The organism is Caulobacter zeae (assembly GCF_002858925.1).
Lineage (GTDB): Bacteria > Pseudomonadota > Alphaproteobacteria > Caulobacterales > Caulobacteraceae > Caulobacter > Caulobacter zeae.
Genome location: NZ_PJRS01000008.1, coordinates 17693 through 32445 on the forward strand (window position 1 = coordinate 17693; position 14753 = coordinate 32445).

Consider the following 14753-nt stretch of genomic DNA (forward strand, 5'->3'; position numbering starts at 1 on the left):
CCATGGAACCGTTCCTCAAGCAGACCCTGGTCTATCTGGGCGCGGCCGTCATCTCGGTGCCGATCGCCAAGCGCCTAGGGCTGGGCTCGGTGCTGGGCTACCTGATCGCCGGCGTGCTGATCGGCCCGGCGATGCTGTCGCTGGTGGGCGAGCAGCACGACGTCATGCGCTTCGCCGAGTTCGGCGTCGTCATCCTGCTGTTCCTGATCGGCCTGGAGGTGCGCCCCTCCACCCTGTGGGAGATGCGCAAGACGATCTTCGGCTTAGGGGGCGCCCAGGTGGTGGGCACGGCCCTGGCCGTGGCCGCCGTCGGCTACCTGCTGAGCCTGCCCTGGCAGACGGCCCTGGCCGTGGGCCTGGTTTTGGCCATGTCGTCGACCGCCATCGTGCTTCAGACCCTGGACGAGAAGGGCCTGCGCCAGGGCCCGGTCGGCCGCGCCGCCTTCGGCGTGCTGCTTTTGCAGGACCTGGCGGTGATCCCGATGTTCGCCCTGCTGCCGCTGCTGGCCACGGTGGCGCCCGACGCCCATGCCAGCGACGCCGGCGGCCATGGCGCCAGCCTGATCTCGCACCTGCCGGCCTGGGCGCAAGGCCTGGCCGTGCTGGGCGCGGTGGGCGTGGTCGTCGGCAGCGGCCGGTTCATCGTGCGGCCGATCTTCCGCTTCATCGCCGAGGCCCGCCTGCGCGAGATCTTCACCGCCGCCGCCCTGCTGATCGTGGTCGGCGTGGCCGGCCTGATGCAGTCGGTGGGCCTGTCGCCGGCGCTGGGCGCGTTCCTGGCCGGCGTGGTGCTGGCCGAGAGCGAGTTCCGCCGCGAGCTGGAAACCGACATCGAGCCGTTCCGCGGCCTGTTGCTGGGCCTCTTCTTCATCACCGTCGGCGCGGGCATCGACCTGACGCTGATCGCCCGCCAGCCGCTGACCCTGATCGCCCTGGTGCTGGGCCTGATGGTCCTGAAGTTCGCGGTGATGTTCGGCATCGCCCGCATCGCCGGGGCACAGGGCCGCAGCGCCGCCGCCGTGGCCACGGCCCTGGCCCAGGGCGGCGAGTTCGCCTTCGTGCTGCTGAGCTTCACGGTGGGGGCCGGCGTCATCGGCGCGGACCTGGCCGCCCTGCTGACCGCCACGGTCGCCGTCTCGATGGCCCTGACGCCGGTGGCCATGATCCTCTACGAGCGCATCGCCGAGCTGGTGAACGCTGCCATCCCCGACGTCGAGCCGGAAGCCCCGCAGTTCGACGAGGGCGAGCCCGACATCATCATCGCCGGCTTCGGCCGCTTCGGGCAGATCACCGGCCGCCTGCTGCAGGCCAACGGCTTCAAGTCGACGGTTCTGGACAGCGACATCGAGCAGATCGAGCTGCTGCGCCGCTTCGGCCGGCGGGTGCACTATGGCGACGCCACGCGCCTTGACCTGCTGCGCGCCGCCGGCGCCGAGCACGCCCGCATGCTGATCGTCGCCCTGGACGACCGCGAGAAGACCGCCGAGCTGGTGGAGACGGCCCGCCGGGCCTTTCCCAACCTGATCATCCTGGCCCGCGCCTGGGACCGCCGCCACGCCTACGACTTGCTGGCCAACGGCGCCGACGCGGTGGAACGCGAGACCTTCGAGGCCGCCCTGGCCCTGGGCTCGACGGCCCTTCAGAAGCTGGGCTTCCGAGCCCACAAGGCCTTCCGCGCCACCTCGTTCTTCCGCCGCCACGACCGCAAGACCTTCGAGGACCTGAAGCCGATGTGGGGCCAGGAAGAGGCCTACATCCTGGCGTCGCGCGACGCGGCCCAGACCATGGACCGGCTGCTGGCCGCCGACCTGGCGCGCATGCGTCCGGGCGAGGCCGGCGGGGCCTGGGACACGGCGGCCCGCGACGAGGAGCTGCGCAAGCTGGCCCAGCGCAAGGGGGGCTCGGGCGGCGAGACCGAACCGGCCGAAGCCGACGGCTGGACGGGAACGCCTCCGCAGGGCTAAGGCTGGATCAAGGAAGGGCCGGGACGGTCCGGGAACGACGGGAAAGAAGCGGCATGTATCTGGAGTGCTATCCCACCGAGAGCCGGCCGCCGGAGATCGTGCCGGGGCGCCCGCAGCGGGCCTGGATGGACAACTTCGCCGACCGCCACCCCTATCGCTGCCTGCCGCTGACCATGGCCAACACCACCGGCTGGGAAATCCTGTGCCCGGTCGGCTTCGAGGCCACCTGGAACGGCGGCATCCACCAGAACGACATCACCTTCAAGTCCGACCACCCGCATCCGGGCTTCGACGACTTCGTCAAGTCGCACTTCTCGCGCGGAACGATCACCTTCCACACCGGCTACCTGTTCCGCACGCCGCCGGACTGGCTGATCTGGACCATGGGCCCGCCCAACCACATCAAGGACGGCATCCAGCCGCTGGCGGGCCTGGTCGAGACCGACTGGCTGCCCTTCCCATTCACGATGAACTGGGTGTTCACCCGCCCCGGCACGGTGAAGTTCGCCAAGGGCGAGCCGTTCTGCTTCATCACCATGATCCAGGACAAGCCGCTGGAGACGGTCCAGCCGGTCATCCGGCACTTCAACTCCAACCCCGACATGCGCAAGCAGTACGACGTCTGGGCCGAGAAGCGCGGCGAGTTCAACGCCCGCATCGCCGCCCGCGACCCGGCCGCCACCAAGGAGGCCTGGCAGCGCTTCTACTTCAAGGGCGAGCTGCCTGAAGAGATCGAGGCCCCCAACCCCAAGGGCCACGTCAACAAGCGCCGCCTGAAAGCCCCGAAGATCGGGTTCTGATTTCTCCCTTCCCCTTCGATGGGGGAAGGGTCGGGGATGGGGGTGACTGCCGAGTTGGCGGGTGCAGCGTCCGACGCCGCACCACCCCCACCCCTGCCCCTCCCCCATCAAGAGGGAGGGAATTGGGATCACCGCCGCAGCAGCTTCCCCGCCAGCCAGCGCCGCGCCGGCTCGTCATAGAGCTTGAGGCAGGCCCAGGCGATCGCAACCGCCGCCGCGAACACCCCCACGCCGACCAGCGCGCCTTGGGCGGCCGGGACCTTATGATCCACCACCCAGGCGGTGTAGACGTAGATCAGCGGATAGTGGGTGATGTATAGCGGGTACGAGAGGTCGCCGAAAAAGCGGGCGATGCGCAAGCTGGGGCCGTCGACGTCCTTCTCGCCCGCGCCGATGGCGACGATCAGCGGGAACAGCAGGATCACGCAGGCGGCCTCGTACAGGCCGTTGACCCAAAGGCGCTCAGGGCCGCCAAAGCGGGGCAGCGACAGGGCGGCGATCAGCAGCACGCTGCACACCGCAAAGCCGTGGCGGACCTTGATCCGCTTGCCCAGGCGCATCAGCAGCACGCCGGCGAAGAACGGGAACATCACCCGGGTCAGGCCGATGTGGATCCCCTTGGCGTCCAGGGCCCAGCCGCCGATGACGTCGCCGCGCGGGCCCAGCACCAGGAGGCCGATCAGGGCCAGGGCCGACACGCCGACCAGGACGCCGAGCCAGCGGTTGGAAAGCTTCCGCAGGCCGACGGCATAGAGGATGTTGGCGACGTACTCGTAGAACAGGGACCACTGCGGGCCGTTCAACGGATAGATCTCGCCCCAGCCGCGGATCTCGGCCGAGGGGCGCAGCGGGATCATCACGAAGCTCAGCAGCAGCACGCCGATCACCTGCCAAGCGGTGACGGTCTCGAGCTTGGGGAACATCGGTGAATGCTGGAAGGCCAGCAGGGCCGCCCCGATCAGGCCGCCGATGATGATCATCGGCTGCAGGCGCACCAAGCGGCGCTTGTAGAAGGCCCACGGGCTCATGACGCTCCAGCGGTCGTCATAGGCGTAGGCGACCACGAAGCCCGACAGCAGGAAGAAGAAGTCCACCGCCAGGTAGCCGTGGTTGATGATCTGCTTGTGCGGGCTGCCGCCCGAATAGGCCTCGAACAGGTGGAAGGCGACCACCATCAGGGCGGCCACGCCCCGCAGGCCGTCGAGGATCACGTAGTGGCTCTTGGCGGGCGCTGTGGCGTTGGTCGAGGTCGCGGCGGCGAAAGACGTCATGGGCAAGCTTCGCTGATGATGAGTCGCGATGAAGCGTTGTTGGGTTTATCGTTAAACCACAACCCTCTTTAGGAACGCCGTTTCGTGGGCCTTCCAATCTCGCAGGACCTGACGACCATGCAGCGCTCCAGGCGCCCCCGCGAACGGGCCAGGGTGACCATCAAGGACGTGGCGCAGAAGGCCGGCGTCTCGGCCATGACGGTGTCGAACGTCTTCAACGGCACGGGCAAGTTTTCGGCGCAGACCCGCGATCGGGTGATGGCCGCGATCACCGCCCTGGGCTACGTGCCCAGCTCGGCCGCGCGGAGGCTGGTGGGCGCTGCGCCGGCGCGGGTGGGCCTGCTCTATGCCGGGGTCGACAGCATGTTCATCCACGCCGTGCTGGCCGCCGCCGCCGTGGCCAGCGCCGAGCGCGGCCTGCAGCTGATTACCCGCAAGGCCGGCTCGCCCGCCGAGGCGCTGGAGGTCGCGCGCGCCTTGCAGCGCTCGGGCGCCGACGCGCTTCTGCTGCTGCCGCCGTTCGACACCGTGCTGAGCGGCTCGACCGCGTTCGCCTCGCTTGGCCTAGCCACCGCCTCGATCGCCACCGCCGCGCCCCTGCCCGACATGATCACCGTGCGCATCGACAATCGCGCGGCCTCGTACGCCGTCACCGAACGGCTGGCCGCCAAGGGGCGACGGCGCATCGCCGTCATCGCCGGCCCGCAGGACCATTCCGACAGCGTCGAGCGACTGGAGGGCTGCCGCGCGGCTCTGGCGGCCCACGGCCTGTCTCTGCCGGAACAGCTGGTGGTCGAGGGCCGCTTCACCTTCGAGTCCGGCCTCGCCGCGACCGAACAGTTGCTCACGCTGGCGGAGCCGCCCGACGCCATCGTCGCGGCCAATGACGACATGGCCGCCGGCGCCCTGTGGGTGGCGCATCGCCGGGGGCTTTCCCTGCCGCGCGACCTGGCCGTGGCCGGCTTCGACGACACCCTGCTGGCGACGCGGGTCTGGCCGCCGCTGACCACGGTGCGCCAGCCGATCGACCGCATGACCGGCCGAGCGCTGGACCTGCTGCTAGACGCGCTGCGCCGCCCGGCCGGCGAGGGTCCGCCGGCCGACGTGCTGGAAGCCTATGACCTGGTGGAGCGCGCCTCGACCTGAAGCGGGCGCGAAAACCCCTCTGACCTGGCGTCAGAGGTTCAGCAACAACCGGCTGGCGCCGTAGGCCGTGGCCAGCCAGAAGAGGGCGCTGAATGCGCCGCCGAACAGCATCGCGCGACGGAACTCGCGGCTGTGCAGAAGGCCGGGCGCGGCAGCGGGCCGCGAACCATGCGTATGGAACACCTGACGTTTCCTCCGTGGCTCGGCGCTGTGGGGGCTCGCGCCGTTAACCACGGGGACGACGATGTCACGAAACTGACGAAACACAACCTGAGCCGTCGCCTTTTAGGCGGGTTTCGGCCGCTTTTTCGCCCGAATTAGTGCAGCTACACGGAATATTCGTGCTCAGACAGCCTTCACCGCGGCGGCGATGTCGCCAACCACCTTGCGCACCAGGGCCGGGTCGTCGCCCTCGGCCATGATGCGGATCAGCGGCTCGGTGCCCGAGGCCCGCACGACGATGCGGCCGGCCCCGTTCAGCTGGGCCTCGCCGTCGGCGATAGCTTCCTTGACCGCCTTGGCCTCAAGCGGCTTGCCGCCGGCGAAGCGGACGTTTTCCAGGAGCTGCGGCACCGGTTCGAACTGGCGGGCCAGGGCGCTCATCGGCTTGCCGCTCTCGACCATCACCGCCAGCACCTGCAAGGCGGCGATCAGGCCGTCGCCCGTGGTCGAGAAGTCCGACAGGATCAGGTGGCCCGACTGCTCGCCGCCGACATTGAAGCCGCCCTCGCGCATGCGCTGCATGACATAGCGGTCGCCCACCGAGGTGCGCTCCAGGGTCAGGCCCAGCCCGCCGAGCTGGCGCTCGAGGCCGAGGTTCGACATCACCGTGGCCACGACGCCGCCGCCCTTCAGCGCACCGGCCTTGGCGAAGGCGGCCGCAATGATGGCCATGATCTGGTCGCCGTCGACCACCAGGCCCTTCTCGTCGCAGATCACCAGGCGGTCGGCGTCGCCGTCCAGGGCGATGCCGATGTCGGCGCGATACTCGCGCACCAGCTTGGCCATCTGGTCCGGATGGGTAGAGCCGCATTCCTCGTTGATGTTGGTGCCGTCGGGCGTGACGCCCAGGCTGATGACCTCGGCGCCCAGCTCGTAGAGGGCGGTGGGGGCTACCTTGTAGGCCGCGCCGTTGGCGCAATCGATGACGATACGCAGGCCCGACAGCGACAGGTGACGCGGGAAGGTCGCCTTGACGATCTCGACATAGCGGGCCTGGGCGTCGTCGATACGCTTGACGCGGCCCAGGTCGCGCGGGGCCGCCAGGCCTTCCTGCAGGCCCTCGTCCATCAGCGCCTCGATCTTCAGCTCCTGTTCGTCCGACAGCTTGTAGCCGTCGGGACCGAACAGCTTGATGCCGTTGTCGGCGAAGTTGTTGTGCGAGGCCGAGATCATGACGCCGAGATCGGCGCGCATCGAGCGGGTCATCATCGCCACGGCGGGGGTCGGCAGCGGACCGAACAGGCGCACGTCCATGCCCACGCTGGTCAGGCCCGCCACCAGGGCCGGCTCGATCATGTAGCCCGAAAGCCGGGTGTCCTTGCCGATCACCACCAGGTGGCGGCGGTCGTCCTGCGAGCGGAACAGCTTGCCGGCCGCCAGGCCGACGCGCAGTGCGACTTCGGCGGTCATCGGGTGCTTGTTGGCCTGGCCGCGGATGCCGTCGGTGCCGAAATAGGCGCGCTTGCTCATGATGATGGTCTTCGTCGCTGTCGGGTCGCTGTGTGAATCGGAGCAACGCCCATATAGAGCGTCTTCGAAGTCTCGTACGGACCGCGAAACGATCCGAAATGCAGATTTACGTCGCCGGCCCCTGCACGAGTGCTAAAGGCCGCGCTCGAAATATCCCGTGCTGGTAGCAATAGTCCTACAGGCGCGTTCTACAAAGGATCATGTCCCATGTGCGGCATCATCGGCATCGTCGGTAAGGCCCCCGTCGCCGAGCGTCTGGTCGAGAGCCTCAAGCGGCTCGAGTACCGGGGCTACGACTCCGCCGGCGTGGCCGGCGTGGTGGGCGCGCGCGTCGAGCGCCGCCGCGCCAAGGGCAAGATCAAGGCCCTGGAAGAGGTGCTGGCCGCCGAGCCGCTGACCGCCACCACCGGCATCGGCCACACCCGCTGGGCCACCCACGGCGCGCCCAATGTCGCCAACGCCCACCCCCACAGCGCCGGCCGCGTCACGCTGGTGCACAACGGCATCATCGAGAACTTCGCCGAGCTGAAGGCCGAGCTGGCCGCCGCCGGCCGCACCTTCGAGAGCGACACCGACACCGAGGTGATCGCCCACCTGATCGACGCCGAACTGGCCACGGGCCTTGCGCCCATCGACGCCTTCAAGGCCACGCTCGACCAGCTGACCGGGGCCTATGCCCTGGCCGTGCTGATCGAGGGGGCCGAGAACCTGGTGCTGGGCGCCCGCCGCGGCAGCCCGCTGGTCGTCGGCGAGGGCCAGGGCGAGATGTTCCTGGGCTCGGACGCGCTCGCCGTCGGCCCCTTCACCAACCGGGTGATCTATCTCGACGAAGGCGACTACGTGGCCCTCGACCACGACAGCGCCAGGATCTTCGACGCCTCGGGCGCGGCCGTGACCCGTCCCGTGCGCGTGGTGCCGACCAGCGCCGTGATGATGGAGAAGGGCAACTACCGCCACTTCATGGAGAAGGAGATCCACGACCAGCCCGAGGGGTGCCAGCGCACCATCGCGGCCTATGTGGACGCCCTGACCAGCAGGACGGCCATCCCCGGCGACGTCGATTTCGCCAGGCTGGAACGCATCCAGATCGTCGCCTGCGGCACCTCCTACATCGCCGGCGTCGTCGGCAAGTACCTGATCGAGCAGCTGGCCGACCTGCCGGTGGACGTCGAGATCGCCTCGGAGTTCCGCTACCGCCAGCCGGCTTTGCGCCCGGGGGCTTTGGTGGTGGCCATGTCGCAGTCGGGCGAGACGGCCGACACCCTGGCGGCCCTGCGCTACTGCAAGGCCAAGGGCATGAAGAGCGCCGTGGTGGTCAACGCCACGGAGTCGACCATGGCCCGCGAGGTCGACGTGGTCTGGCCGATCCACTGCGGCCCCGAGATCGGCGTGGCCTCGACCAAGGCCTTCACCGCCCAGGTCAGCGTGCTGACCGCCATCGCCGTGGCCGCCGCCAAGGCCCGCGGGACCATCGACGCGGCCGAGGAGCAGCGCCTCGTGAAGGTGCTGCTGGAGGCGCCGCGCCTGATCGCCGAGGCCATCCACCTGGAAGGCGCGATCAAGGAGATCGCCGCCGACGTGGCCAAGGCCCGTGACGTGCTCTACCTGGGCCGCGGCCCGATGTCGGCCCTGGCCCTGGAAGGTGCGCTGAAGCTGAAGGAGATCAGCTACATCCACGCCGAGGGCTACGCGGCCGGCGAGCTGAAGCACGGCCCGATCGCCCTGGTCGACGACCAGACCCCGATCGTGATCCTCGCGCCCTACGACTCCTGGTTCGAAAAGTCGGCCTCGAACATGAGCGAGGTGATGGCGCGCGGCGGCCAGGTGATCTTCATCACCGACACCCTGGGCGTGAAGCACGCCCCCGAAGGCGCCAAGGTGGTGGTCACCGCCCCGGCCAGCGACCCGCTGGTCTCGACCCTGGTGATGTCGGCCCCAATCCAGCTGCTGGCCTACCACGTGGCCGTGCTCAAGGGCGCCGACGTCGACCAGCCGCGCAACCTGGCGAAATCGGTGACGGTGGAGTAGCGCCTACCAGTCGGGCGTCTCGCCGTCAGCGAGACTGTAGCTGTGGAAGAAGGCGCCGGCGAACCGTGCGCCTTCCATCTTCGCCCCCTTAAAGGTGGTTGCGCATAGGGCCGCATCGCGGAAATCGGCCCCCGTCAGGTCTGCGCCGGTGAAGTCGCAGGTCTTGAGATTGCAACGCATCCCGGACCTGCGGAGCGACGTCCCGCGCAGCGAAACTGCGAGGCAACAGCCCCGCATCTCGACACCGTCCAAGACGGCGCTTTCGAGGGCGTCGGACCCGTCGGCGACGATGTCGAGGTTCGAGAACACTCTCTCTCCCCGCCTATACCGGGCGAGGAGTTGGCTCTCGGTGATCTGCGCATCCATGGCGAGACAGTATCAGCGACGCCACTTCAGTCCAGACGCGCTCAGCCCGCCGCCAGTCCGGCCAGGATCGACGGTTTCACCTTCAGGCCGGTGTCGCTGAAAGAGAGGTCCTCGCGACCGAAATATTCGTGCTGGCGGCCCGCGCACCAGTCGGTGGTGACGACGGTGAGGTGGGTCTTGTCGGGACGGGTGGGGCCGCTGGCGTAGGCGAAGTCGCCGGTCAGCCTGTCGAACGGGAAACCGCGATCCTGGTCGGTGCGGGTGAGGATGTCGGCCAGGGTCTCCGCGTCGACCTGGGCCTTCACGATCCTGCCGTCGAAGCGGACCACGGAGTCGTAGGCGTAGCGCGACAGGTCGCCGGCCGGCAGGCCCATGCCCAGGGTGGTGTGGCCCATGAAGCCGATGTCGGCGCCGGCGGCCCGGGCCATCAGCCCGGCGACATGGCGACCGGTGTCGCCCAGGGACAGGGCTTTGGGGACCTTGGCGACCACCGCCCGCTCTTCCGGCGTCAGCTGGGCGGCCAGGGCTTCCTTCACCTGGCGGGCCAGGGCCTGGTCGGCCGGGCCGCGCGGGTCGACGATGACGCGGGAGATGCGAATCGGGTCGGCCTTGCGGGCGCGGTCGATCGTGGCGACCGTCAGGGGCTGGCCCCAGGCGCCGGTGTGGACGTAGCGGCTGGTCCCCTGCGCGTGCTCGACGGTCACGTGGTTGTGGCCGCCCAGGAACAGGGTGCGCTCGGGCAGGCCGGCCAGCAGCGGCCGGTCGGCGGGCAGGCCCGCGTGGCTCATCACCACCATCATGCCGTCCTCCGGCGGCGCAGCCGGCAGGTTGGCCTGCGCCCACGCCGTCGGCGCCGGGATGGCCAGGTCAGGCCGGATGGCCTTGGGATAGGTATCGATCGAGTTGGTCGCCCAGCCGATCAGGTGGACGGGGAAGCCGAGATCGAGCGTGGCGCGCGAGCTGGCCACCGGGCGGCCGGTGCGCTTGTCGACGATGTTGCTGATCACGGTGATGCCCAGAGCCCGGGCGCGGTCGGCAGCGGCGGCGATGTCCTCCACCAGGTCGGCGTCGTGGTTGCCGATGTTGATCACCGTCGGCGCCAGCTTGGCCACCGCCTCGAGGAACGCCCAGTCCAGCGCGCCGTCGGTGCGCTTGGCCACCACGTTGCCGGCTTCGAAGAGGTCGCCGTTCAGCAGGATCAGGCTGGGGGCGGCGTCGCGACGGACGATGCGGCGCATGGCCTCCAGCAGGGCCGGGGTGATCCCGTAGGCCGAGTGCAGGTCCGACAGCATCAGCACCTTGGCCCGGCCCGTGGCGGCGCCGGCGCTGGAACCGAACGACAGGGTCATGGCGGCCGCCGCGCCGCCCAGCACCGTGCGCCGATTGAAACCGTTCATGCCGAGCCTCCAGAGATCGTCGGTGCCTTGCCTAGACCGCTCCAGGCGAGGCGCCAACAAGGCTTTGGATGGTCAGCGTTCGCTGTCGAGATGGGCCATCATCGCCGGGGCGTAGCGCTCGCCCGCCGCCGCGCCCTTGGGCACGGCCGCCTCGATGGCGGCCAGATCCTCCGCCGTCAGGACGACGTCCAGCGCCCCCAGGGCCTCGGCCAGGCGGTCGCGGCGGCGGGCGCCGACCAGGGGAACGATGTCGTCGCCGCGGGAGGCGACCCAGGCGATGGCGATCTGGGCGACGCTGACGCCCTTGCCCTCGGCCACCGCCCGCAGGGTCTCGACCAGGGCCAGGTTGCGGTCGAGGTTCTCGCCCTGGAAGCGCGGGGAATAGACCCGGAAGTCGCGGGCGCCGCGCTGGGCGTCCTTGCTCCAGTGGCCGCTGATCAGGCCGCGCGACAGCACGCCATAAGCCGTCAGGCCGATGCCCAGCTCGCGCAGGGTGGGCAGGATGGCGTCCTCGATCCCGCGCGACAGCAGCGAATATTCGATCTGCAGGTCGCAGATCGGCGCCACGGCGGCGGCGCGGCGAATGGTGTCCGCGCCGACTTCGGACAGGCCGATGTGGCGGATGTAGCCGGCGTCGCGCAGCTCGGCCAGGGCGCCGATCGCATCCTCGATCGGCACGTCGGGATCCAGGCGCGAGGGGCGGTAGACGTCGATGTGGTCGACCCCCAGCCGGCGCAGCGAACAGGTCACGAAGTTGCGGATCGCCTTGGGCCGGCTGTCGAAGCCGAGGAAGGCGCCGTCGGGCCCGCGCAGGGCGCCGAACTTGACGCTGATCACGGCCTTGTCGCGGTCCTGGCCACGCAGGGCCTCGCCGATCAGCATCTCGTTGTGACCCATGCCGTAGAAGTCGCCGGTGTCGAGCAGGGTGACCCCGGCCTCCAGGGCGGCGTGGATGGTGGCGATGGCCTCGCTACGGTCGGCGGGGCCGTAGAGGTCGTCGGACATGCCCATGCAGCCGAGGCCGAGGGCCGAGACGGCGGGACCGGTGTTTCCGAGCTTGAGCTTACGCATGGGCGATCTCCTTGGAGACGCGGCGTGGGGAGCGCCGCGGGTGTTGGACAAGCCGACTATGACCCGGCGCGACCTGTGCGATAATCCGACCGACGGCGCACGAGCCGTTTGGAATTTCGCACAATGGCCGGCCCCGTCCTCGCCGATCTCGACGCCTTCGCCGCCGTGGCCCGGGCCCGCAGCTTTCGCGGCGCGGCGGTGGTGCGTGGCGTGTCGCCCTCGTCGCTGAGCGAGGCGGTGCGGCGTCTGGAGACGGCGCTGGGCGTGCGGCTGCTCAACCGCACCACCCGCAGCGTCACCCCCACCGAGGCGGGCGAACGGCTGCTGGAACGCCTGGCGCCGGCCCTGGCCGACGTGGCCGGGGCGCTGGACGCGGTGAACCAGTTCCGCGACAGCCCGACCGGAACCTTGAAGCTGAACGTGCCCATCGTGGTGGCGCGCCTGGTCCTGCCCGACATCGTCGGCCCGTTCCTGAAGGCCAATCCCGGGATCACCCTGGAGATCACCGCCGAGGACGATTTCGTCGACGTGCTGGCGGCCGGGGCCGACGCCGGGGTGCGCTATGGCGAGCGGCTGGAGAAGGACATGATCGCCGTGCCGCTGTCGGGTCCGCAGCGCTACCAGGCGGCCGCCTCGCCCGACTTCCTGGCGCGGCACGGCACGCCGCGCCATCCGCGCGACCTGTTGTCGCTGCCCTGCATCCGCCACCGGTTCTCGAGCGGCGCGATCATCGTCATGGAATTCGAGAAGGACGGCGAGATCGTGCGCATCGCCCCCGACGGCCCCCTGATCTCCTCGTCGATGGAGCTGGAGTTGCGGGCCGCCGAGGAGGGCCTGGGCGTGATCGCCAGTTTCGAGGGCTTCCTTGCGGCGTCGGTGGCCGCGGGCCGCCTCGTGCCGATCCTGGAGGACTGGAACCCGCCCTTCGAGGGCCCCTTCCTCTACTATCCCAGCCGCCGCCACATGCCCGCGCCGCTGCGGGCCTTCATCGACTTCATCCGCGCCCGGCGGCAGGAAACCTGAACCTTCCCCGGAAATCTCAATTTTCGGCGCGTTTGCCGCCTGTTCACCGTCGCCTGCCATGCTCGGCGCGAAAGAACGAGGGGCCACCGCCGATGATCGTCCGCAGCCGCACCGCCGCCCGCCTGGGCGGGGCGCTCGTCCGCGCCGCTGCCCGCCTGCGCGGGTTCCGGTCCGACCGGCGCGGCGCCCTCGCCGTCTGGGTGGCCCTGGGCCTGATCCCGCTCTGCCTGCTGGTGTTTGGCGTCTTCGACCTGAGCCGCATGAGCGTCGAGCGCCGGCGCCTGCAGGACTCCCTGGACGCGGCCACCCTGATCGCGGCCCGCTCGACCGCCACCGACACCGCCACGCTCACCACCCTGGGCAAGGCCGCCCTGACGGCCGAGCTGGGCCAGGCCGCGACCACCGCCAGCTTCGTCGGCTCGACCAACGGCAAGCAGGTGACCGGCTCCGCCAGCTACACCTTCGACCCGATCATCCTGGGCCTGATCGGCAAGGACAAGCTGACGGTCGGCGCCCAGTCGGTGGTGGTGCGCGCCGCCAACAACCTCGAGATCGCCCTGGTGCTCGACATCACCGGCTCGATGGCCGGCACGCGCATCAGCGACCTGAGGACGGCCGCCACCGACCTGGTGGACATCGTCGTGCAGGACATCCAGGAGCCCTACTATTCCAAGGTCGCCATCGTGCCCTACTCGATGGGCGTCAATGTCGACACCTATGCCGACGCCGTGCGCGGCGCGATCCCGAGCTCGGCCCTGGCCACAGCGGCCTGGAACACCGGCGTGACCAAGACGGTGTCGAGCTTCACCGGCAACACGACCTCGCCCGTGGTCACCACCTCGACCGCGCACGGCCTGGCGGTCAACGACTACGCCATGGTGTTCGGCTCCAACCAGAGCAGCATGAACGGCAAGGTGCTGAAGGTGACCGCGGTCGGCTCGACCACCAAGTTCACCGGCGCCAACCAGTCGGGCACGTCGGTCACCGCCGGCTCCAGCGGCTCGGTCTACAAGTGCCTGAATTCCAGCTGCACCTTCGTCTTCACCAGCAAGGCCAGCCATGTCTTCCAGACCGGCGACCAGCTGAAGCTGACCGGGATCACGGGCCTGACGACGCTGAACAGCGCCACCCCCACCATCACGGCGGTCTCGGGCCTGGCCATGACCAGCAACCTGTCGCCCACGGCCAGCACGAACTATGTCACCACCACCGCCGGCGCCAACGGCACGGCGACCTGCCAGAGCACCTCGCGCAGCGACATCAGCTGCGCCAACCTGAACTTCACCAACGCCAGCAGCAGCGCCAAGACCCTGGCGATCAGCACCTGCGTCACCGAGCGCACCGGGACCTACGCCTATACCGACGACGCCCCGACCACCGCCCTGGTCGGCCGCAACTACCCGGCCTCGAGCAACCCCTGCCCGGCGCCGAAGATCACCCCGCTGACCTCCGACCGCACGGTGCTCAAGAACCAGATCTCGGCGCTGGACGACGGCGGCTCGACCGCCGGCCAGATCGGCCTGGCCTGGGGCTGGTACATGGTGTCGCCGAACTTCGCCTACCTGTGGCCCAGCAACAGCCAGAAGCCGGCCGCCTATGGCGCGGCCGAGACCATGAAGATCGTCGTGATGATGACCGACGGCGCCTTCAACACCCCCTATTGCAAGGGCGTGATCGCCGCCAACGCCGGCTCGGGCTCGGGCTCGGCCTCCGACCACATCAACTGCAACGCCACCAACGGCGACGCCACGGCACAGGCCAAGGAGCTGTGCACCAAGATCAAGGCCAAGAACGTCATCATCTTCACGGTCGGCTTCGACGTCGACTCCACCGCCAAGTCGATGCTGACGACCTGCGCCACCAAGACCAGCCAGGCCTATTTCCCGGCCACCGGCGGCGAGCTGAAAACGGCCTTCAAGTCGATCGCCCAGGAGATCTCGGCCCTGCGCATCGCCAAGTAGCGACGCTGCGAGACCAGCATGAAAAAGGCCCCGT

12 protein-coding genes are annotated in these 14753 nt (G+C 69.5%); 6 read left to right on the forward strand and 6 right to left on the reverse strand.

Features of this window, described 5'->3' with window-relative positions; translation table 11 throughout:
* Window positions 1-2: 2 nt before the first annotated feature.
* Entirely contained in the window at window positions 3-1964 is a 1962-nt protein-coding gene (locus tag SGCZBJ_RS02105; RefSeq protein WP_101716385.1) for a monovalent cation:proton antiporter-2 (CPA2) family protein, read from the forward strand.
* A 53-nt stretch (window positions 1965-2017) separates the two neighbouring features.
* Window positions 2018-2764, forward strand: coding sequence for a DUF6065 family protein (locus tag SGCZBJ_RS02110; RefSeq protein WP_101716386.1), 747 nt, complete (start codon window positions 2018-2020; stop codon window positions 2762-2764).
* 128 nt (window positions 2765-2892) lie between these two features.
* Here the strand turns inward: SGCZBJ_RS02110 and SGCZBJ_RS02115 are convergent, their stop codons facing one another.
* Window positions 2893-4035 (reverse strand): acyltransferase family protein, encoded by a 1143-nt coding sequence (locus SGCZBJ_RS02115; protein ID WP_101716387.1) that lies wholly within the window; start codon window positions 4033-4035, stop codon window positions 2893-2895.
* A gap of 84 nt (window positions 4036-4119) precedes the next feature.
* On the opposite strand from SGCZBJ_RS02115, the gene SGCZBJ_RS02120 reads away from it, so the two are divergent.
* Window positions 4120-5181 (forward strand): LacI family DNA-binding transcriptional regulator, encoded by a 1062-nt coding sequence (locus SGCZBJ_RS02120; RefSeq protein ID WP_205685307.1) that lies wholly within the window; start codon window positions 4120-4122, stop codon window positions 5179-5181.
* A gap of 30 nt (window positions 5182-5211) precedes the next feature.
* Here the strand turns inward: SGCZBJ_RS02120 and SGCZBJ_RS25525 are convergent, their stop codons facing one another.
* Together SGCZBJ_RS25525 and glmM are read right to left on the reverse strand one after the other, a co-directional pair.
* Window positions 5212-5364 (reverse strand): hypothetical protein, encoded by a 153-nt coding sequence (locus SGCZBJ_RS25525; RefSeq protein ID WP_165799219.1) that lies wholly within the window; start codon window positions 5362-5364, stop codon window positions 5212-5214.
* A gap of 162 nt (window positions 5365-5526) precedes the next feature.
* Complete coding sequence (gene glmM / locus SGCZBJ_RS02125) at window positions 5527-6873, reverse strand: phosphoglucosamine mutase (protein WP_101716388.1); 1347 nt, start codon at window positions 6871-6873, stop codon at window positions 5527-5529.
* 207 nt (window positions 6874-7080) lie between these two features.
* Here glmM and glmS point away from each other — a divergent pair, with 207 nt between their 5' ends.
* Window positions 7081-8901, forward strand: coding sequence for a glutamine--fructose-6-phosphate transaminase (isomerizing) (glmS, locus tag SGCZBJ_RS02130; protein WP_101716389.1), 1821 nt, complete (start codon window positions 7081-7083; stop codon window positions 8899-8901).
* Window positions 8902-8904: 3 nt separating this feature from the next.
* On the opposite strand, the gene SGCZBJ_RS25825 is transcribed toward glmS, so the two are convergent.
* The 3 genes from SGCZBJ_RS25825 to SGCZBJ_RS02145 all read right to left on the reverse strand — a co-directional run bounded on the left by SGCZBJ_RS25825 (window position 8905) and on the right by SGCZBJ_RS02145 (window position 11735).
* The gene (locus tag SGCZBJ_RS25825; RefSeq protein ID WP_101716390.1) at window positions 8905-9267 is read right to left on the reverse strand and encodes a pentapeptide repeat-containing protein; all 363 of its coding nucleotides are present in this window, start codon (window positions 9265-9267) and stop codon (window positions 8905-8907) included.
* Between the two features lie 41 nt (window positions 9268-9308).
* A complete protein-coding gene (locus SGCZBJ_RS02140) occupies window positions 9309-10664 on the reverse strand; it encodes a metallophosphoesterase (RefSeq protein WP_101716391.1) in 1356 nt (451 codons plus the stop codon).
* A gap of 72 nt (window positions 10665-10736) precedes the next feature.
* Window positions 10737-11735 (reverse strand): aldo/keto reductase, encoded by a 999-nt coding sequence (locus tag SGCZBJ_RS02145; RefSeq protein WP_101716392.1) that lies wholly within the window; start codon window positions 11733-11735, stop codon window positions 10737-10739.
* Window positions 11736-11858: 123 nt separating this feature from the next.
* On the opposite strand from SGCZBJ_RS02145, the gene SGCZBJ_RS02150 reads away from it, so the two are divergent.
* Together SGCZBJ_RS02150 and SGCZBJ_RS02155 are read left to right on the forward strand one after the other, a co-directional pair.
* Complete coding sequence (locus SGCZBJ_RS02150) at window positions 11859-12758, forward strand: LysR family transcriptional regulator (protein ID WP_101716393.1); 900 nt, start codon at window positions 11859-11861, stop codon at window positions 12756-12758.
* 92 nt (window positions 12759-12850) lie between these two features.
* Window positions 12851-14719 (forward strand): pilus assembly protein TadG-related protein, encoded by a 1869-nt coding sequence (locus tag SGCZBJ_RS02155; protein ID WP_101716394.1) that lies wholly within the window; start codon window positions 12851-12853, stop codon window positions 14717-14719.
* Window positions 14720-14753: the final 34 nt, after the last annotated feature.

What these genes read in the sequence shown, in the direction of transcription:
- SGCZBJ_RS02105 (WP_101716385.1), top strand. Translation starts at nt 3, where the DNA reads ATGGAACCGTTCCTCAAGCAGACCCTGGTCTATCTGGGCGCGGCCGTC.
- SGCZBJ_RS02110 (WP_101716386.1), top strand. Translation starts at nt 2,018, where the DNA reads ATGTATCTGGAGTGCTATCCCACCGAGAGCCGGCCGCCGGAGATCGTG.
- SGCZBJ_RS02115 (WP_101716387.1), bottom strand. Translation starts at nt 4,035, where the DNA reads ATGACGTCTTTCGCCGCCGCGACCTCGACCAACGCCACAGCGCCCGCC.
- glmM (WP_101716388.1), bottom strand. Translation starts at nt 6,873, where the DNA reads ATGAGCAAGCGCGCCTATTTCGGCACCGACGGCATCCGCGGCCAGGCC.
- glmS (WP_101716389.1), top strand. Translation starts at nt 7,081, where the DNA reads ATGTGCGGCATCATCGGCATCGTCGGTAAGGCCCCCGTCGCCGAGCGT.
- SGCZBJ_RS25825 (WP_101716390.1), bottom strand. Translation starts at nt 9,267, where the DNA reads ATGGATGCGCAGATCACCGAGAGCCAACTCCTCGCCCGGTATAGGCGG.
- SGCZBJ_RS02140 (WP_101716391.1), bottom strand. Translation starts at nt 10,664, where the DNA reads ATGAACGGTTTCAATCGGCGCACGGTGCTGGGCGGCGCGGCGGCCGCC.
- SGCZBJ_RS02145 (WP_101716392.1), bottom strand. Translation starts at nt 11,735, where the DNA reads ATGCGTAAGCTCAAGCTCGGAAACACCGGTCCCGCCGTCTCGGCCCTC.
- SGCZBJ_RS02150 (WP_101716393.1), top strand. Translation starts at nt 11,859, where the DNA reads ATGGCCGGCCCCGTCCTCGCCGATCTCGACGCCTTCGCCGCCGTGGCC.
- SGCZBJ_RS02155 (WP_101716394.1), top strand. Translation starts at nt 12,851, where the DNA reads ATGATCGTCCGCAGCCGCACCGCCGCCCGCCTGGGCGGGGCGCTCGTC.